We start from the raw sequence: 20,175 nt of genomic DNA, 5'->3' as shown, positions 1-20,175 counted from the left end.
GCCAGTATGCAAGCTAACATTTATAATAAAACCGTAAAATTATGAGAAAAGAGTTTCGGTATCATGGAAAAACAAAAAATTTTAATCGTAGACGATTCAGAAATGAATCGCGCTCTTTTGGCAGATATCCTCGAAGAACAATATGATGTGGTGGAGGCTTGTAATGGTGTAGAAGCAATTTCGCTCCTTTCAAGTCAAAAAGCAGATTTCTCACTTCTTCTTCTGGACATAATGATGCCTGAAATGGATGGATTTGAAGTATTGACCCATATAAACAAATATCACTGGAATGATACTTTCGCAGTTATTATGATTTCTGCTGATGACTCCCCCGCGAATATAAAACGGGCTTATGACTTGGGGGCTTTTGACTATATCAGCCGTCCTTTTGATTCGACCATTATCCAGCGCCGTATTTCTAATACGATGTTTTTATATGCACGGCAGCATCGTCTTGAGAAAATTATCGCAGAACAATTTCACGAGCAGGAAAAAAATAATAAGCTGATGATTTCAATCCTGTCTCATATTGTAGAATTCCGTAATGGGGAGAGCGGCTTACATATACTGCATGTTAACACTATTACAAAATATTTGCTAAAGCAGCTGGTTCAGCGTACGGATCAGTATCCTTTGTCCAAAGCTGATATTTCTTTAATCAGTACCGCTTCCGCGCTGCATGATATTGGGAAAATCTCAATTTCAGATGAAATATTGAACAAACCCGGACGCCTTACGGAGGAGGAGTTTGACGTGATAAAAACTCACTCGATGGTCGGCGCCAATATGCTATTAGACCTGCCCATTGAGCAGCAGGAAGCTCCGCTTGTCAAAGTAGCTTCTGAGATTTGTCGATGGCACCACGAAAGGTACGATGGAAAGGGATATCCTGATGGATTAGTGGGAGAAAAAATTCCTATAGCTGCCCAGGTAGTTGCGCTGGCCGATGTATACGATGCCCTGACCAGTAAGCGATGCTATAAGAAAGCTTATTTACATGAAGAAGCTTTGAAAATGATTTTAGAAGGACAATGTGGTGCCTTTAATCCTACACTTTTATTATGCCTTCAAGAAATCGCGGATACACTTGAAAGTGAGCTTTTGGATACCTCACCTGAACAAGAGACTAAAAATAGTCAGAATATAAGAAGTAAAATAGACTACGATAGGTTGTTTTCATATGAAAAATACACCTTCCTGTCGAGCAAACAGCGGCACCTGCAATTATTATATATTGATTCGTTAACCACGGTCTATAACCGACGTTATTATGACGAGCATTTTAAAGGCGCAAATGATATTCAAGCGATGGTCGTAATTGATGTAGATAATTTTAAGCAGATCAATGATAATTATGGCCACGATGTAGGCGATACCGTGTTGCAAAACATTGCACAAACCGTTTTATCCTGTGTACGAAAAACTGATGCCGTGATCCGTTACGGCGGCGATGAATTTGTAATTATATTTTACAGTATACCTGCAGATATATTTGGAAAAAAACTGGAAAGGATCAGGCACTCTGTTGATCGTCTGATAATTGATGATCATCCCGAACTACATATGTCTGTTAGTATAGGTGGAGCATATGGAACTGGAACTGCAAAAAAACTTTTCAAAGCTGCAGACATTATGATGTATCAGTCAAAAAACACAAAAAACCAAGTGACTATATGCACTCTGGACTAGAAAGAGGACAACATCTAAAAAGGAGGAATAACATCAATGAGAAACAATCAAAAGAAGAATCCTACAACACACTTTCTTATATGCAGTTTTATTGGACTTTTGATCTTTAGTATTATTATTTTCAGTCTGCTCGGAATTTATATGAGTCGAAAGAGTAAACAGGCAGTTTACGATATTGGTAAAATTTATATGTCCGGAATGAATGAACAAATGTCCAGGCACTTTGAAACTGTCATTAAACTGCGTTTTGATCAGGTCAGCGGCATTGTTTCCGTTGTCTCAACAGATAAAAACAGTCAAGATGAGCTATATAGGGAGCTTATTTACAGAGCACAGGTCAGGGGTTTTGACTATCTAGCACTTTGTTCTGCCGATGGGGATTTTCAGACACTCTATGGACAATCCATTCAGCCGCTTAACCCGGAACCTTTTGTAGAAGCATTATTACAAGGGGAACAAAGAGTTGCTGTAGGCGTTGATTCTGCTGGAAATGAAGTGGTATTGTTTGGAGTTGATGCTGCTTATCCTATGTACAATGGTGATAGGTGCACCGGACTCATTGCAGCCGTTCCGCTGGATTATATCACCGGTTTCCTTTCCTTAGAGGATGAAGAGCAGCTGATGTATTATCATATTATCAGGCCAGACGGTAGTTTTGTGATACAAAACCCTAACACTGAGTTGTCGCATTTCTTTGAACAACTGCAGAAGCAGCTTAAATCCCCGGCAAATGAATCATCTGTAGAAAATTCTATTGAGAAATTTAGCGCTGCATTAAAAAATCATGAAGAATATGCTACAACATTTGAAGTAAATGGTGAAGAACGGCAAATTTATGGTATATCATTGCCCTATTCTGAATGGTATTTAGTATCGGTAATGCCTTATAGTATATTGGATGATGCCATAAACAATCTGAGCAGCCAGCGTATGTTCATGACATTATTGTCCTGTGCTTCTGTTTTAATCATTCTGACATTGATTTTTCTCCGGTATTTCTCCATAACCCGTTCTCAGCTGCATGAATTGGAGAAGGCCCGGCAGGCGGCTCTTGAAGCGAACAAAGCCAAAAGTGAATTTTTAGCAAATATGAGCCATGATATCCGTACCCCTATGAATGCAATCGTAGGAATGACCGCGATTGCAACCGCCCACATAGATGACCGGAAGCAGGTGCAGAACTGCCTTAGAAAAATCACATTGTCGAGTAAACATCTATTGGGGCTGATTAATGATGTTTTGGATATGTCTAAAATTGAAAGCGGTAAGTTAACTTTAACAACAGAGCAAATTTCATTAAAGGAAGTTGTTGAAGGCATTGTTAACATTATGCAGCCACAGATTAAGACAAAAAAGCAAAATTTTGACATACACGTAGAAAATATCTTAACAGAAAATGTGTGGTGCGATAGCGTACGCTTGAATCAGGTTTTGCTGAATCTTTTATCGAATGCAACTAAGTATACACCAGAGGGCGGTTCGATACTTTTATCGCTTTCTGAGGAAAAATCTCCGAAAGGAGAAAACTATGTCCGAATTCATATCAAGGTCAAGGATAATGGAATTGGTATGACGCCAGATTTTTTGAAGAGGATATATGAATCCTATAGCCGGGCGGATGGAGCCAGAATACATAAAACTGAGGGCGCCGGTTTGGGAATGGCGATTACAAAGTACATTGTGGACGCAATGGATGGAACCATTGATATACAAAGCGAGCCTGATAAAGGGACAGAATTTCTTCTCATGTTTGATTTTGAAAAAGCGGCTGCAATGGAAATGGATATGGTTCTTCCCCCTTGGAAAATGCTGGTGGTTGATGATGACGAATTATTATGTAAGACAGCCATAGACGCTCTAAAATCCATCGGGATTAAAGCTGAATGGACATTAAGCGGTGAAAAGGCCATAGAATTAGTAAACCAACACCACAATAAGAAAGAGGATTATCAAATTATACTATTAGATTGGAAACTGCCTGGCATGAATGGAATTCAGGCTGCAAAAGAAATCCGGCGCAATCTGGGAGATGAAGTGCCGATTCTGCTGATTTCTGCATACGACTGGAGTGAATTTGAAGCCGAGGCCCGTGAAGCGGGTATCAGTGGCTTTATTGCCAAACCGCTTTTTAAATCTACGCTGTATCATTCTTTGCGTCAGTATATGGACGTTGAAACGGAACATGACCAGACAATAAGCCCCAATATGGATCTATCCGGACGCCGTATTCTGCTTGCCGAGGACAATGAGCTTAACTGGGAAGTTGCAAGTGAATTGTTGTCCGACTTGGGCGTGAAGCTGGATTGGGCAGAAGATGGACAAATATGCCTGGATAAGTTTCAAAAATCACCAGAAGGTTATTACGATTTTATTCTGATGGACATACGAATGCCGCATATGACAGGATATGAGGCAGCAAAAGCAATTCGGGGACTAAATCGCCCTGATGCCCTATCCGTTCCAATTATTGCCATGAGTGCAGATACTTTTTCAGACGACATACAGCATTGCCTGGAGTGCGGTATGAATGCCCATATAGCAAAGCCGATCGACATTGTAGAATTGACCCGCTTATTAAAAAGATATTACATATAAATCCAGCCCTAAAAAGCGCGTGTCCGGTCCGAAAGCGGCCTGGAGTCCTCCTAGCCGCCCACCACCACCGCCACGAATCCGCTTCCCCCTATTGACATACCACAGGCATACATCTGCCCGTCGGTCTGCTGTATATATGTGCAGTGATCCATATATTCCCGGGCTTGTTCCGCGCCATAGAGAGGGTATTCTTCATAGTCTCTGTAGGCCAGCCGGTCGATCCACACGGCTTTCACCCCGTCTCTTACTTTTTTAGGGTCTGCCAGTGTATCCGCCTCTGCTTCAGAACCGCCGCACTGCCCGTGCCGGTTATCCCCCCACATCCAAAGGGAATCATCTTCTCTTATGGCAGCCATAGCGTAACATCCGGCGGTGACATATCTGGCATGATCTGCTACCTGGACGGCCCCGTCCCATGATACCACCGGATTTCCTGCTGAGTCCAGGAGACTTCCCATACACCAGACCGTTCCATCATTTTTCAGGATGACAAGGCCGTATTCACTGCAGTCTGCAAACGCCACGTCTTCCATAATCAAAGCCGGCGTCAGGGACTGGCCGGTACCCGGCAGATTGCCTGCCCCCCATAGTTCGTCATTATTGTTCAGATAGACCATAAACTCACTTCCCTGAGCCACATGTTGCACGTCCGGCGCCAGTTCCGTTATTCGGTAGAATCCTTTGGCCGTTAGATCGGATTCCGTATTGCCAATCCCCAGCTCCCCATGCCTGTTGGCAGAGATTCCGAATAACGTTCCATTTTCTATAAAGAAACGGCTTTCCTGATTTACCGTATTATCAGAATAACATTCATCCAGTCTCAGTTCTCTGGATGACAAATGTAAGGAACTCTTGTCTGGTGCAGAGACAAAGACAGAATCCTTATTTTCCTGTGTTCCGTTCGTTGTTTCTGCGCTCTGCCCTTCCTCACCGCCGTTTCCTTCCACTTCCGTATCAGACTCCAGGGAGCTGCTGTCCGGATCCTGAATATACCCTTCATAGCTGTTCCTCTGATAGATACCGGATACCTTTCCGGCATCTATCATCCAGTCTCTGTAAACAAACATAAATACCCCCAAAACCAATAAAGCAAATGGAACTATCGCTGTTTTCAGGTCCTCTTTCCAGGCAGATGTTCCTTCTTTTACAATATATTGATACTTTCCCCGGCCATATTTTTTTAAGATATTCCGAACCGCGCTGATTTCCTCTGTAGTCATACTATCTTTCCAGAAATACACCCGGCCCACATAAAAGGAAGATTCTTCTTCTCTTATTTCTTTCACCGATTCATAAGTTTGACGGATTCTCTTATTCCCCTGCAGGAACTCTATACCGTTCTCATTGATTATAATATCGGTTTGGTCCACGCTCTTCTTTCCCCGCAGCTTTATACTCACCGTGATATAAGGAAATACTTTTACAAACAGCCTGAACAGTACAAGCGCCGCCACAACGATTCTGAGAAACACGTTATAATTATCCGGCAGAAAAACGCACATGCAGAACAGTGATGTGAGAAACGCGCCCAGTATATGCCTTCTCCACTCGCTGTAGCCGCGGCCTCTGTTATACTTTAGAGAAAGAAGCAGATCATTTTTCTTTCGTGCGCGTTTATTTCTATTGATGTCTCTTGTATGCAAAATCTTCAGTTCCACTTTTTCCCCGCCCTGCTTTTCTTCATATTCCCGAAAAATTCTGCAGTAATGCGCCATCTGATTCCTCACATACAAAATATCATCTCTGGAGAGATACCTTTTGTCCAGTCTCAGTTCCCTGTCAGGCCCGGTGATCTGAAACGCATCTGCATTTTCCTCCACGTCCGGAAGGTCATTATAATAGTAACACTCCTGTGCGCCTGAGAAGTACCGGATCAGAATATACTCTGTGTTAAATTGTCCTTTTAAACTTTTCTCTTCGAATTCCTTTATCCTGGCTTCTATACTGCTTTTCTGCAGACTGACGGATATCCTTACCACAGCAGTCAGCAGTACTTCTGATATGACAGCCAGCAGAAGAATATAGCGTATTTGAAAGTGCTCCTTTGGTATCAGCCAGGCAAACAGCAGAAAGTAAATCAATATGATCCCAAGGCTGGTAAGGGGACCTGCCCATATTCCTCTCTTTTGGTTTAATATTTCGTCCCTCTTCCTGAGATTCTGAGGCACAGTATCGTAGACAAACCATTCTTTTGTATACTCTTCTTTTATTTGCTCTGCTATCATGGGGTGTCCTCCTTTTCTCCCGGCACATAGTAACTATATTCTTTCTTTTCTCTTGTATCGATTTCTTTTTTCATAGCCGGAGGATCGAGTCCCACACTTCCGTCTGTGCCATAACTCACCTGAAATGCCAGGTATGCCCCTTCTCCTTTCATAATCCGATATGTAGTTTCCCCCTCGGTCTCAGATTTTTCTGCCGGATGGTTTGGATCTATATACATATCCCGTGAATTGATTTTCATGAGATAGTCAAATCTGTCGCCTGCCATCAGTTCCATATGCTCAATCTGTCTGCTTACATCGATTCCATTCACTGCCTGCCGTTTATCATTTTCCTCCATAGCGCATCTTGCAATCCAGAAAATATCTTCCGAATCAGTCACGACTTTGGCACTTCCATAAATATCTGCGTCATAATTTGTCAGTGCAGGATCCTCTTTTAAGATCGATTTCATCTCTTTTTGCAGATCTTTTCCCCTCTCTGTTTTGTCCATAGGCTCATATTCGGTGTCAAAGACTACCGGCGCCTGGGTTTGATAGAACTGCATGGGGGCCGATTTATCCATAGTCACTCTGCATAATGTGATGGTTCCTCCTTTTTCCAGAAAATTGTTTTTCCCTATTACACAGCCCTCATCCAGAACAAGTGTCCACTGTGGAAGCCCATTACGGCACAGGGCAACCGCCAGAGTTCCGAACTGTACACATTCATCGAATGTGTAGGTCTCTTCAGTCTGTGAGGCAGCGCGTATCGTGATGCCGTCTATTCCTCTTTCGATCTCCCAGTCTGCCAGATTTTTACCGATTCCGGCCCATTTTCCGGTGATCACCGTGTACACATAATCCGAGGTAATCCCATTCCCTCTATCCCCGTAAGTCAGAACATACTGGTGCACGTTTCCATCGTCGGGAGAAGTGTAGGTTACCGCACAGACATCATCAGCCAGCCACTGCAGCTTCATCTCCCTGTCTGCGGTATAAGGAAACTGGTCAGATACTTTGGCAAAACAGAGCCTCTGATTCAGATAGGTTGTGACTCTGCCTGCTTCCTCTTCGTATTTCAGTACTGCCATGTGTTTCAGATCCGGTGATACGCTGATCACAGACGACTGCCCTCCTCCCGAATGGAACCCATACGCGAAATTCGTTAAAAAAAGGATGCCGCCTGCTGCCAGGCCGATATTCCTGATCCATTTCTTACGCACAAGCATGCCAAGACTGACAGTTGCCATCACGATAATAAACCCATTTACGATATAGAACAGAATATCTATTATGTACTCAAAATGCTGCGTTCTTCCTACGATAAGGTAGAACATCTGAAGAGCAAAAACGGCAAGGGCCAGGATGCCTGTAACTGCTCCCATGATCTGACGCCCTCTTTTCATTTTTGGAACCGGCGGCAGCAGCACCTGCCCGGTCTCTCTTTCCCCTCTCAGCAGTTCGTCTACACTGACCTCCAGCGCGTCAGCCAGCGTTTCCAGTACACTGACATCCGGCATTCCTCCGCCTGTTTCCCATTTGGATACAGCCTTATTCGTCACCCCCAGCCGCTCAGCCAGTTCTTTTTGTGTCAGTCCGATCTCTTTTCTTCTTCTGGCAATCAATTGTCCCGTCTTATTTTCCATCTCGTGCCTCCCAACCTAGTACAGTAGTGCACTAATAATTCAGCAATAAGCACCTGCTCTCTACGCCATAGCTGCACCTGCTTTCGCTAGACGTAGGAACCACTACGCCGTCGCGAAAGCAGGCACACCTCTGACGCAGATATCAGGCACATATTACTGAAAGATTCATGCACTTCTGTACTAGCCTATTGTTTTCTTAATCATAATCATACCAGAAACCCCAGAATTTACAATACACGGGCAGTTCTACCCGGTCTACGGTGGGTAGAACTGCAAAATACTGTTGACAAACTGCATGTATGGGCATAAAATGATAGCAAGCACTTGCATGGAGGAAAGAAAATTGGATGAAACCAGGCAGAAAATAATTGATGCAACCATGTCCCTGATCCGCGATAAAGGATATGTTGCAACTACAACAAAGGATATCGCGCATATGGCCGGTGTGAATGAATGCACCTTATTCAGGAAGTTTAAAAGTAAAAAAGACATTGTCATGAGTGGGATAGAACAGGAAAAATGGCGGGCCAATGTTACCCCGGATATCTTTCAGAATGTGGTATGGGAACTGCAGCCCGACCTGGAAATGTTCATGAAGGCCTATATGGACAGAATCACCCCGGACTTTGTTAATCTGTCTATCGGACTGAGGGCGCCCCAGCTCTATGAAGAGACTGCCCCGATGATTCTGAAGATCCCTCAGGCCTTTGTATCGACTCTTGTCGATTATTTGAACAAGATGGAGGCATTAGGAAAGATACCGCATGCAGATTTTGAGGGCATGGCAATGACTGTTTTCTCCGCAACCTTTGGCTATACATTTTTAAAAGCCTCTTTTGATAATAAACTGACAGAGATAAGCCCGGAAACATTTGTAAAAAATAGCGTATCCGTATTTGTAAAAGGGCTTTCTTAAAACGGATCCGTGAAGAACTGACAGTGGTACTGTATCGGCAGTACCATTTTATATAAAAATCATGCAAGCAAGTACATGCATTTAAGGAGGTATAAACTTATGATAACAGGAGCCGGATTATTTGTAAAAGCGCTGAAAGCCGAACATGTGAGCACTGTATTTGCCTATCCCGGCGGGCAGGCGATTGATATGTTTGATGCCCTTTACGGGGAAGATACAATCGAACTAATTGTACCAAGACATGAGCAGGGGCTGATCCATGCCGCTGACGGATACGCCCGTTCCACAGGGAACGTGGGGGTCTGCCTCGTGACAAGCGGGCCGGGAGCAGCGAATCTGGTCACCGGAATCGCCACAGCCAATTATGACAGTGTACCGCTTGTCTGCTTCACCGGACAAGTGCCCCGCTGCCTTTTAGGGAAAGATGCTTTTCAGGAGGTTGACATTGTCAGCATGACTTCCAGCGTCTGCAAATATGCTGTAACAGTAAAAAAACGGGAAGATCTGGGAGCAGCCATCCAAAAAGCATTCCATATTGCCAGAACAGGTAAACCCGGAGTCGCTGTAGTGGATCTTCCAAAAGATATCCAGCGCGAATTAGGGGACAGCAGATACGATCAAGGCCATGCAGCCTGCAGCCTCCGGTCTGAATGTCCCATCTCTGAGGAGCTGGCAGATAAGGCCATGACGCTCTTATCCCGTGCCCAAAGGCCATTATTCCTGATCGGAGGCGGCGTTCATATCAGCCGGGCTGAAAAAGACATGCAGCATCTTGCCGAGATAACAGGCGTTCCAGCCGTCACCACGATTATGGGAAGAGGCTCAATTCCAACAACGCACGGGCTCTATGCCGGCAATCTCGGCATTCACGGCTCCTACGCCGCGAATATGGCTGTCAGCAGCTGTGATGTGCTCTTTTCGATCGGCACCCGCTTTAATGACCGCATCACGGGCAGGCCCGAAGAATTTGCGCCAAATGCCTCGATTATTCATGTGGATATCGATTCTTCGGTCATATCCAGAAATATCCCCGCGGATCTCCCAATCCTGGCTGATGCCGGTTCAGCAATCCGTGCATTTACCAGACGGGCTGTAAATCTGCCGCTTGAAAACTGGATCCGGCAGATCCGCACATGGCAGAAAGAGCACCCTCTTGTGATGAAGGGAAACGGTATCACACCCGCAAAAATTATCCGGACCATTAACAGTACCTTTCAAAAGTTGATTATAGCCACCGATGTAGGGCAGAATCAATTATGGGCTGCCCAGTATCTGGAGCTGAATGATAAAAAGAAGATGCTAACATCCGGGGGACTCGGCACAATGGGATATGGATTGCCAGCCGCGGTCGGTGCCAGGATCGGGAATCCAGACACCAGGGTCGTACTGATAACCGGAGACGGCGGCCTGCAGATGAACATTCAGGAAATGGCAACAGCCGTAGCTTATGAACTGCCGCTTATTATTTGTGTCTTGAATAACGGATATCTGGGCAATGTAAGACAATGGCAGGAAATGTTTTTTGGAAAAAGGTATTCCGGCACATGTATGCGTTATAGAAAAAGCTGTCCCTCTGCCTGCTCTGCCCCGTCTGAACACTGTCCCGTATATACTCCGGACTTTATAAAGCTGGCGGAAAGCTATGGAGCAAAAGGAATCCGCGTAACCCGTGAAGAAGAGATTCTTCCGGCGCTTACAGATGCCGGAAGGTCCACGGCTGCGCCTGTCCTCATCGAATTTATAATTGAAAGGGAAGAAAACGTTCTTCCAATTGTGCCTCCCGGAAATGCTTTGGATGATATGATAGTATATCCTGGATAAGCAGAGTCAGTCCCGCACGGCATCAGCGAGTTCATTATAAACAGTTATTGCATCCAGAATGTGATACTGCTCTGTCTCATGGGATCCCGGAGCATGTGCGGTGACCAGGATATACTCTTCTCCGTCTACCTCCGCCAGGCTTGCCAGACATAAACCAGCCTCATCCGTGTAACCGGTCTTGCCGCCCAGGATCTCGCCGTTTTTAAGACCGGTATTCCCGGCGTTTTCAAACAAAGTACTCCCTATGGTGAACCCTTCCGGATGCACATTCGTAGGCTGCACCGTATAACTTCTGGATGTAAATACTTCCCGAAACTCTGCATTTTTCAGTGCACTGTCAAGCAGGAGGGACAGATCCCGGACCGTTGTATAATGTTCTGCATCCTGAAGTCCGGTCGTATTGCTGAAATGTGTGTCATCCATCCCAAGTTCGGCCGCTTTTTGATTCATCAGGTCCACAAAGCCCTGCTCTGATCCCGAAACTGCCTCTGCCAGAGTCAGGCAGCACTCCGCCCCCGATGCAAGTATGACACCATATATATAGTCCCTGGCCTTCGCGGTTTCGCCTGGTTCAAAACCAGCCATTGATGCATCCATCTGATAAAGATACTGGTAAAAATCGTATGGGCTGGTCATTGTCTCATCGAGATCAGAAATATTTTCAATCGCCACTAATGCTGTCATAATCTTGGTCAGTGACGCTGGATAGATCCGGTCATCTGCACCCCTCTGGGCTATGGTTTCCCCGGACTTCAGTTCTGTCAATATTGCATTCGGGCTGTTCAGCTTGTCCATGCTGATGTTCTCTGAATGCAGCGTACTGTTATCTACGTGTATGCCCGGTTCCTGCCTTCTTATTATGGACAGCACCGCTGCAGCCGCTAATATCAGCAGTACCAGAAGAACCAGTAAAAACAGCATCCTCCTTAGATATTTCATACGTCTTCTTTTTTTTCGCTGATTCTTTGAGCTTAGCTGTATCTTATTTCTTTCAGTTTGATATCTTGAGTCTTTTTCGTATTGTTTTCTGTCCAATTAAAATCCCTGCCTTTCTAAGAAAATTATACAAAATCCCGATGTTAGATAATTTAACTTACTATTGATAATTTCCTAAGAAAAGTTAATATTCGTTTATTATAATATACTATTGCATTTCTTTAGCTAGTTAATCGTTTTCACAGGCAGGGGATACTTATAACAAAAGTGGTCAATTCCCCCTCGCTTTTTGCATGGATATCTCCTTCATGCAGAATGATAATTTCTCTGGCAATTGCAAGTCCAAGCCCTGCACCTCCTGTATTTCCGGAACGCGCCTCATCCGTCCGGTAGAATTTTTCAAAAATATATGGGAGCTTTTCTTTCGGTATGGTCTTCCCTTTGTTTTGTATAAAAATCTTCACATAGTCCCCTTCTGTCTCGGTCCGGATAACGATTGCGGTTCCCGGATAACTGTAAGACACGGCATTCTTCAGAACATTCTGAAACACTCTCGCCAGCTTTACGGCATCTCCATAGACCAGAATCTCCTGCCCAGTTTCAAGCTCGATCCGGTTGTCTCCCTGCTGAAGAATCGGGTAGAACTCATCGGCCAGCTGTACAAGCAGATAGGACAGATCCAGCGTCTCTTTTTCCAGCACAATCTGATTCAGGTTATACCTTGTAATATCAAAAAACTCCTGAATCAGCCCTTCCAGCTGCAGAGCTTTTTCAAAAACAATCCTGGTGTATTTTTCCCGCTGCGCCTGCGGCATATCTTTTGCCTCATCCAGCATGCTTAAATAGCCGATAACGGATGTCAGCGGCGTCTTGAGATCGTGGGCCAGATACGTGATCATATCATTTTTACGTTTTTCCTCCTCCTTAATCACACGGGTATTGCGCTCTATCCTCGTCTTAATCTGTGACATCTGAACCGCAAGCTGTGCATATTCGGGAGGAAACACCAGATCGGCCTCTACTTCATGCTCCATAAAGGAATGAATCATCTGACTGGATTTTACCACAGCCTGACCTGCCATTTTCCGGCCGTAAAAGGCAGAAATCCCCCGCACCAGAAACAGGCAGACCACCGCCGCAACGCAGACAGACGTCAGAATGAGCATCTTAAATTTAGGCCAGTTCACCTCAGTTATCAGCATATCCTGACCTGACAGATGATCCGTTCCCATCCGGGTCCACATATAATTATCCTGGAACCAGTTCACAAAGCTGCCATTCCAGATATAGTCCACAAAATAATAAATACCAAAACAGGCGGCCAGTACCAGAAGTAATAAAGCCGCCGTTTCGGCCAGTCTTTTCATATTCTTTTCTTTATCCTTCAATTTTATATCCGCACCCCCAGACGGTCTTAATATATCTTGGCTTTTCAAAAGAGTCCTTCATCTTCTCCCGCAGGTGCCGGATATGAACCGTAACCGTGTTATTATTCTTCACATAATACTCATCCGCCCATATCTGCCTGAAAAGACTCTCCGCGCTCACGACCTCCCCCTTTTTCTCACAGAGAATGCGCAGAATATCAAACTCCGTCGGCGTCAGCGGCAAAGGCTCCTCATTTAAGGTACATTTATGAGTCTTCACATTCAGCATAAGCCCCGATACCAGTATCACAGAATCATCCCGCTCAGCCCCCTGATTGTATCTTTTATAGCGCCTCAGCTGCGCCTTCACACGCGCCACCATCTCCAGAGGCAAAAAGGGCTTTGCAATATAGTCATCTGCCCCCAGCGTAAGTCCGGTAATCTTATCAATCTCATCCCCCTTCGCCGTCAGCATAATCACCGGAAAATGATACCGCTCCCTGATCTGCCTGCAAAGAGTAAAGCCGTCAATCTCCGGCATCATCACATCCATAACAGCCAGATCCGGCGGCTCCTTTACAATACACTCCCAGGCCTCCCTGGAATCATAATACTTATAAATGATAAAATCCTCATTCTGCAGATAGCACTCCACCAAATCCGCAATCTCCTTCTCATCATCTACTATTAAGATTTTCTCCCTCATACATATCCTCCTCCATCGCAAGCTAAGTAAATTATAAAATCTTCAAATAAATATTCTTTTATAAAATTCTTAGGAAAATATGAAGACGCAAGGGGGGACGCCTGAAGACGGCAAAGACGCAGGGGCGGCCCGGAAATGCCGTGGGTGGTTCAGAAGGCAGCCGCTTTGTGAAGAAACATTTAGGGCATTTCCGGGCCGCCCCTGCGTCTTTGCCGTCTTCAGGCTATGCGCTTCCACGCGGGAGGGGCCGGTGCAGTGGATCGGGTTTGATAGGACGGAGAGGAACAGGCGGGAGTAATGATGTTATGATAGTTTTTCTACTTTTCCATGATTCCTCCCTCACGATCTCCACCCATCTGCTTGCCTAACGTTTCCTCTTCCGGTATGCCAGCATTAATACGGCCAGTCCTGATATCAGGAAGGCGCCAAGAATTAATACAAACTGAGTATTATCCCCAGTCTTCGGTGTGCGTTTGTCTTTCTCAAATGTAACAGATATCTTATGATTATCCTGGATGTCTGTAAACGTATACCGGTTATTCTTCACGGTCACCTCTCTGCCGTCTACCAGAACCTTTGCCACACGGTAGCCCTTATATGGGGTAAATGTAAATTCGCAGTTCTTTCCCTGCTCCACATCCACTCTGCCATTCGGATCTATCTTACCATTTGCCCCGGCCTCCGCTGTAATGGTATATACGGTAACCTTTTTCTCAATTATATTAAAAGATGTGCTAACTGATTTTGTATATTCAGTTTCTTCCCAGCCATTACCGGTATACTCTTCCAGTTGAAATCCTGCCGTCAGTTCGTAACTTCCAAGCCTTGTGCATTTGAATTTAACCGTATATGGAGGATTCTCCCAGCTTTTTATTGCTCCGCCCCAGGTCCAAGTCTTTGGCACCCATCTGGTATCTCCCGCTGCAGGAGAAGTATTTTCCATACCAACACCGACTGCTGTAGCAGTCCAGACAGTTTCTGCCTCATAGGTACCGCCTTGTTCGATTCCGGTTATCTTTGCCCCATCAGAACTTATCGCGGTCCTATATTTTACCGTTTCACTGGGAAGGCTTTCCATGGCTTTATCAGGATCATATTTAGCACGTGTTACAAATTGATACTCCGTATCTGGCTCCAGCCCGTCAAATTCCGCATTTTCCTGCCAGCTGATTGTACCGTCTGCCATTCGCATACCATACTCCAGCTTATCAGCTGCCCTAAGCACAATAGAAGTATCGGAACGTTTCAAAATCTTTGGTGCCAAAGCCGCTGCTGCTGCGTTCTGTAATGTTGCCACACGGAGTATGTCACTATTCTCCCCCTGCATCTGTACCTTTTCATCTACATTGCAGCGCATAACAAATTGATATTCTGTACCCGGAGTCAGGTTGTCAAATACACCCATGGTATTCCATTCAACGTCTGTCCCGGTACCCAACATCCCGAATTCCATACTATCCGGGTCTTTCTCCTTATCCGGTACTTTTAACGATACGCTCGTATTCGTTCTGTCTGTCACTTCCGGAGCATATGCCGGTTTATCTGGCGCAGATTTCTTTGTCCTGACATCAGCTGGTATACTGCTGTCGCTTGCGGGGTAAGTTACATCTTCATATTTACCTGCTGCAATCCTGAGATAACACTTATAGGGGGTATCTGGCGTCAGCTTATCAAATTGGGGATCTGTCTGATAATCTGTTCCATTAATACTGAATTCATATTTATACTTAGGATCCGCATTCTTGGGGAGTTCCAATGTGATCTCTGTATCTTTTACTTCTTTAACGATTGGTGCCTCCGGAGCTGTAAGCGATGGCGCCGGAGCTTTTGCCTCGACTTTGCTCCGTTTTTCATTTACCGGCTTTTTAATAGCATCTGAAAAATTCTGACTGTTATTTGTTTCCTTTTTAGTATCATCAGGCACCTGCTTATTAGCCTCAGGAGTATCTTTTGTACCTTCCGATGTTATTTCTGTATCATTTGCCAAATTCTGTGGCTCATCCATCGGACTCTGCTTCTCTTCTCCCACCTCTGAATTCTGATTACTGTCCGTCAGTTTCTGCGTTTCATCTGGTTGAGCAGCCATATTTTCAGGTGGATCAGGCGGCTGGTTCTGGGGAGTATCCGTAACCACATTCCCAGCAATTACATTTGTTGCAGCCGTATTTTGATATAATATAACATCTTCTCCGGTATGCCGACATGCAAAACTGTATTGTGTTCCGGGCTGCAGCCCGGTAAACACAACCGTTCTGCTTGCCTTATCATACTGTCCCGCCTCCGCCCACTTCCATATCCTGGCATTGTTTTTCTCGGTCTCTATGGCATATTCATAGTCTTGTTCTGTTCGCAGCTTAATACGATCTGTTGTCTTTTCTATTACTTCTGGTTTCTGTACACCGGTATCCTGCGTCACATTTACAGTCTCTGCCGATACTGGAAATGCAGGAAGTATCCCTGCGGCGCCTATCAAAACAAAAGTTAACAGTAAAGCCAATCCTCTTTTACCCTTCCATTTCATAAAATCCACCTCCTTTTGAGATTGTGTTTGAATGCGAATAATGCCAGACAAAGGGACTCTTTATTATATTATATCAGAATTCTCCAATAAATAAATTAATATTTGCTTAAATTCTCCATAGGGGTCAGACCTCTTTGCGCTCCGTTATGTATTTGCTTGACAGTAGGTTGCAGACAGGTTAAGATAAGCATAAAAAATCTATGCTGCAGACAAGCTGCAGCATTTATATTTATTGAATAGATAACGAATCCGCATGCATTAACCGCCATTTTTTAGAGCTTATGCTGATTGGCTTATGAAAGGAGATCCCCCGCAAATGTACACATTTACCCAATTAGAAATTCATAATAACCGACATTTTTATCCTCTGTTCTGTGGATGTCAGGCCTGCAGTCCCTCCTACTCCTTTGGCCCTGCAATGAGGGAATATCATTTATTTCATTTCTGTCTGGAAGGAAAGGGGCAGTTTTTTGCGGGTAATGTCTGCCACCGTATCCAAAAAGGACAGGGGTTTCTTATCTGTCCCGGAGATCTGACCTTCTACCAGGCGGACGAAAAAGAGCCCTGGACTTATCTCTGGATTGCAGTAGAAGGAGACATGGTGAAACACCATCTCTCCCTCTGCGGCCTTTCGCCGGAAACCCCTGTCATCGCCTGTCCTTACGTCCAGGAGCTGCGTGATATCATCCTGGATATGTTGGAACATTATGACGCAGATTACAGTAACGAACTCTATAATCAGGGACTTCTATATCAATTTTTTTCTTATCTGGCTAAATCACCAGGCGTATATAAGCCAAGTGAGCAGCACACGGAAAGCCAGTACATTGCCAAAGCAATCGAATTTATTAAGGTGAATTATCAGTCTCCGATTACGGTACAGCAAATTGCAGACTATGTTTCATTAAACCGCTGCTACCTGTCCACCCTGTTTCAAAAAAATGTGCATTTCTCTCCGCAGCAGTTTTTGAAAAAATATAGGATTACCAAGGCTTCTGAACTACTTGCAAATACCGATCATCTAATCAGGAATATTGCATTTTCCTGTGGATATACCAGCGAACTGGCTTTTACAAAAGCCTTCCGACAGGTAACCTCATTAACCCCCAGTGAGTACCGCAGGAGAAATAAACTTACGTCACGCACTATATGTACAAAGAATCCTCATGAAGATGATACTTATTAGCAATTCCAGAAATCTTTAGGTTTAATATTTATGAAAATAATAAAGACGTGATTGATAGTCCCCATTTACTCCATTATAAAAGCTGCTGTCTTCGCCGCAGGATTCATCCGAGAGGTTCCATCCTGCGCGAAGGAGTTCATCCCCATAATATATGCCGCTCTTTTCACCGCATTCTGTCTGGTACAGCATATTCTCATCAAGTCCCTGAAGTCTGAGACGGCGGTAACCTACGTTCACTTCCTGAAGTACTCTGTAATATCCCAGCAACGCCTCCGTTTGATCCGGTGAAACTACCATCCAAGCTGTTTCATTCCCGTCCCCTTCAAAGGGGCTGATTAAACGGTAAAAATCACCCTGCTGGATAAGCTTGCGGTGCTTTTTCATAAATTGAACCTGATCCTTTATGGTGTCTCTTTCTTCCTCTGTTAGTTCATTTAAATCCAGTTCATATCCAAAGGTGCCGAAATAGGCCACATTTGCCCTGCTGTCCATTGGAACGTTACGATGCAGCTGATGATTTGGAATCGCCGAAACATGAGATCCCATGCTGCTCAAAGGATAAACCATGGATGTTCCATATTGGATTTTAAGACGTTCCATTGCATCCGTATCATCTGAAGTCCAGCATTGAGGGGCGTAATAGAGCATCCCTGGATCGAATCTGGCGCCGCCGCTTGCACAGGATTCAAATAGAACTTCAGGGAATTTTTCAACCAGCCGTTCATACAGCCTGTACACTCCGAGTATATACTGATGATAAACTTTTCCTTGCTCGTCTGCATTCTTCCCCGATGAAAAGACCTCCGTCATACAACGGTTCATATCCCACTTGATATAAGAAATATCCGCCTCGGTCAGGATTTTTTCCATCATTGAATAAATGTAGTCAACGACTTCCACTTTTGAAAAATCAAGAACCATCTGATTCCTGCCATAGGATGTGTACCTGCCTGGCGTCTGCAGTACCCAGTCGGGATGCATTTTAAACAATTGGCTGTCTTCATTTACCATTTCCGGCTCAAACCACAGCCCAAAATCCATTCCCAGCGCCTTTACTTTTTCCGCAATCCCGGTTACACCAGCCGGAAGTTTTCTTTTATCAGGATACCAGTCTCCCAACGAAGACGTATCGTCATCCCGCCTTCCAAACCATCCGTCATCAAGCACAAACAGCTCTATCCCCAGCTGTTTAGCCGTATTCGCCAATGCCAGTATCTTTTCTTCATTAAAGTTAAAGTAAGTAGCTTCCCAGTTATTAATCAGGATAGGCCGCACCCTGTCACGCCATACTCCCCGTGCCAGCCTTGTCCGATATAGTTCATGATACGTCTGGCTCATACCATTAAGGCCCGCATCGGAATAGACCATAACTGCTTCCGGAGTCTGAAAGCTCTCTCCGTCCTGAAGTCTCCATTGAAAACCGCTTGGATGTATTCCCAGCTGTACTCTTGTCACATGATACGTATCTACTTCGGCCTGTGCGAGAAAATTTCCGCTGTATACAAGGCTGAACCCATATACTTCACCACTATTTTCGTCTGTGCCAGGCCTTTTTAAAGCAAGAAATGGATTATAATTATTACTGCTGCACCCTCTCATACTGTAAATGCTCTGGATACCATGCTCCAGTTTCCTGTTCCTGACTGCCCGTTCTCTTGACCATGCACCAGTCAGCTCAACCATTTCATAATCCATATCCGGAAGGTCCAGGCTTAAACTCATCGCAGTGTTCAGCCTGATTCCCTCCGGAAGACCACATTCAAATCTGGCGTTCCTCGTAATCACGGGATAGTCCCGATAGATCGTATAAGTAAGTACCAGCCTCGTACGTATCAAGCTGTCCTCAAGTTCAACCTCCAGCGTCTGGGCCTCTTCATCTAACTCTGTATATGTAGCAGGCAGTTGCTCTAGTTTCGGCTTCCCGGCGTAAATCTTATGACTCCGATACACAAACTCCGTAATCCGGCTCCCGTTAACCTGTTCTATTTCATATGCCGGATATCTCATATCTCCATGTCCAAATGATGGATACTCCTGTCGGATATGTTCCATACTGAAACGCTGGTCCCCCGGAAAAGCACACGCTGACATGGGACGCTTTTGCAATTCAAGTAAGTGCCCAAAACTTTCCCGGTCTCTCAAAGTCTTTCCAAAATAAAGTTGTCCTAATTCACCGTTTTTTAGAATAGTCATAATGTAACTTATCTTATCATTGCATAAATGAAACTCTCTTGAATCCTCATGAAAAATAATACTTGCTGTCATAAAACATAACCTCCTTTTGTTTTGAGATTATAGCATATGCTGCAGAGCCAGACCTATCCAATTGTTAGATTTATATATTGTGAGTGTTTGTTCTTAGGGGTCAGACCCCTTTGCGCACCGTTTTCTGAATATTCTAAACTTAACAACGCTTAACACAACAAAAAAACGATACCTTCTGGTACCGTCTCTTCATTCCATATGTATATACCTTCAAAACTGCATACAAAGAATTAAATCCATCCATGATCCTATCACCTTGCTTGGTTATGCCCTCGACCTATTAGTAACAGTCAGCTCCATGTGTTGCCACACTTCCACCTCTG

12 protein-coding genes are annotated in these 20,175 nt (G+C 44.6%); 5 read left to right on the top strand and 7 right to left on the bottom strand.

Annotated elements, in window-relative coordinates; genetic code table 11:
• The first annotated feature begins 63 nt into the window (after positions 1-63).
• Both GKG43_RS19165 and GKG43_RS19160 read left to right on the top strand, forming a co-directional pair.
• Complete coding sequence (locus GKG43_RS19165) at positions 64-1,689, top strand: diguanylate cyclase (RefSeq protein WP_050638947.1); 1,626 nt, start codon at positions 64-66, stop codon at positions 1,687-1,689.
• A 36-nt stretch (positions 1,690-1,725) separates the two neighbouring features.
• Entirely contained in the window at positions 1,726-4,284 is a 2,559-nt protein-coding gene (locus tag GKG43_RS19160; RefSeq protein ID WP_055155008.1) for a response regulator, read from the top strand.
• Positions 4,285-4,334: 50 nt separating this feature from the next.
• Here the strand turns inward: GKG43_RS19160 and GKG43_RS19155 are convergent, their stop codons facing one another.
• The gene (locus GKG43_RS19155) at positions 4,335-6,509 is read right to left on the bottom strand and encodes a hypothetical protein (RefSeq protein WP_129879672.1); all 2,175 of its coding nucleotides are present in this window, start codon (positions 6,507-6,509) and stop codon (positions 4,335-4,337) included.
• A complete protein-coding gene (locus GKG43_RS19150) occupies positions 6,506-8,134 on the bottom strand; it encodes a helix-turn-helix transcriptional regulator (protein WP_129879670.1) in 1,629 nt (542 codons plus the stop codon). The genes GKG43_RS19155 and GKG43_RS19150 overlap by 4 nt, the downstream gene beginning before the upstream one ends.
• Positions 8,135-8,462: 328 nt before the next feature.
• Between GKG43_RS19150 and GKG43_RS19145 the strand changes: the two genes are divergently transcribed.
• Positions 8,463-9,050, top strand: a complete 588-nt coding sequence (locus tag GKG43_RS19145) for a TetR/AcrR family transcriptional regulator (RefSeq protein ID WP_330377746.1) — start codon at positions 8,463-8,465, stop codon at positions 9,048-9,050.
• Positions 9,051-9,149: 99 nt separating this feature from the next.
• Entirely contained in the window at positions 9,150-10,871 is a 1,722-nt protein-coding gene (gene ilvB / locus GKG43_RS19140; protein WP_129879668.1) for a biosynthetic-type acetolactate synthase large subunit, read from the top strand.
• Between the two features lie 6 nt (positions 10,872-10,877).
• Here the strand turns inward: ilvB and GKG43_RS19135 are convergent, their stop codons facing one another.
• The 4 genes from GKG43_RS19135 to GKG43_RS19120 all read right to left on the bottom strand — a co-directional run bounded on the left by GKG43_RS19135 (position 10,878) and on the right by GKG43_RS19120 (position 16,401).
• Positions 10,878-11,792: a serine hydrolase gene (locus GKG43_RS19135; protein ID WP_243125874.1), complete on the bottom strand. Its 915-nt coding sequence runs from the start codon at positions 11,790-11,792 to the stop codon at positions 10,878-10,880.
• Between the two features lie 254 nt (positions 11,793-12,046).
• A complete protein-coding gene (locus GKG43_RS19130; protein ID WP_242843785.1) occupies positions 12,047-13,195 on the bottom strand; it encodes a HAMP domain-containing sensor histidine kinase in 1,149 nt (382 codons plus the stop codon).
• Complete coding sequence (vanR, locus tag GKG43_RS19125) at positions 13,185-13,880, bottom strand: VanR-ABDEGLN family response regulator transcription factor (protein ID WP_055155003.1); 696 nt, start codon at positions 13,878-13,880, stop codon at positions 13,185-13,187. The genes GKG43_RS19130 and vanR overlap by 11 nt, the downstream gene beginning before the upstream one ends.
• 364 nt (positions 13,881-14,244) lie before the next feature.
• The gene (locus GKG43_RS19120; RefSeq protein WP_055155001.1) at positions 14,245-16,401 is read right to left on the bottom strand and encodes an LPXTG cell wall anchor domain-containing protein; all 2,157 of its coding nucleotides are present in this window, start codon (positions 16,399-16,401) and stop codon (positions 14,245-14,247) included.
• 316 nt (positions 16,402-16,717) lie between these two features.
• On the opposite strand from GKG43_RS19120, the gene GKG43_RS19115 reads away from it, so the two are divergent.
• On the top strand, positions 16,718-17,587 hold the full coding sequence (locus GKG43_RS19115; protein WP_055155000.1) for an AraC family transcriptional regulator: 870 nt from the start codon (positions 16,718-16,720) through the stop codon (positions 17,585-17,587).
• 21 nt (positions 17,588-17,608) lie between these two features.
• Here GKG43_RS19115 and GKG43_RS19110 read toward each other — a convergent pair whose 3' ends face one another.
• Positions 17,609-19,852 carry an alpha-galactosidase gene (locus GKG43_RS19110; protein WP_055154999.1) on the bottom strand — a complete coding sequence of 748 codons (2,244 nt, stop codon included), beginning with the start codon at positions 19,850-19,852 and terminating at the stop codon, positions 17,609-17,611.
• Positions 19,853-20,175: the final 323 nt, after the last annotated feature.

The organism is Eubacterium sp. BIOML-A2 (genome assembly GCF_009680135.1).
Taxonomy (GTDB): domain Bacteria; phylum Bacillota; class Clostridia; order Lachnospirales; family Lachnospiraceae; genus Faecalicatena; species Faecalicatena contortus_B.
Note: the sequence above shows the minus strand (reverse complement) of the source record. Positions and strands in the feature narration are given on the sequence as shown.

Coding starts and splice junctions, on each gene's coding strand:
- GKG43_RS19110 (WP_055154999.1), bottom strand. CDS start 19,852: ATGACAGCAAGTATTATTTTTCATGAGGATTCAAGAGAGTTTCATTTA.
- GKG43_RS19150 (WP_129879670.1), bottom strand. CDS start 8,134: ATGGAAAATAAGACGGGACAATTGATTGCCAGAAGAAGAAAAGAGATC.
- vanR (WP_055155003.1), bottom strand. CDS start 13,880: ATGAGGGAGAAAATCTTAATAGTAGATGATGAGAAGGAGATTGCGGAT.
- GKG43_RS19160 (WP_055155008.1), top strand. CDS start 1,726: ATGAGAAACAATCAAAAGAAGAATCCTACAACACACTTTCTTATATGC.
- GKG43_RS19165 (WP_050638947.1), top strand. CDS start 64: ATGGAAAAACAAAAAATTTTAATCGTAGACGATTCAGAAATGAATCGC.
- GKG43_RS19135 (WP_243125874.1), bottom strand. CDS start 11,792: ATGCTGTTTTTACTGGTTCTTCTGGTACTGCTGATATTAGCGGCTGCA.
- GKG43_RS19145 (WP_330377746.1), top strand. CDS start 8,463: ATGGAGGAAAGAAAATTGGATGAAACCAGGCAGAAAATAATTGATGCA.
- GKG43_RS19155 (WP_129879672.1), bottom strand. CDS start 6,509: ATGATAGCAGAGCAAATAAAAGAAGAGTATACAAAAGAATGGTTTGTC.
- GKG43_RS19120 (WP_055155001.1), bottom strand. CDS start 16,401: ATGAAATGGAAGGGTAAAAGAGGATTGGCTTTACTGTTAACTTTTGTT.
- ilvB (WP_129879668.1), top strand. CDS start 9,150: ATGATAACAGGAGCCGGATTATTTGTAAAAGCGCTGAAAGCCGAACAT.
- GKG43_RS19115 (WP_055155000.1), top strand. CDS start 16,718: ATGTACACATTTACCCAATTAGAAATTCATAATAACCGACATTTTTAT.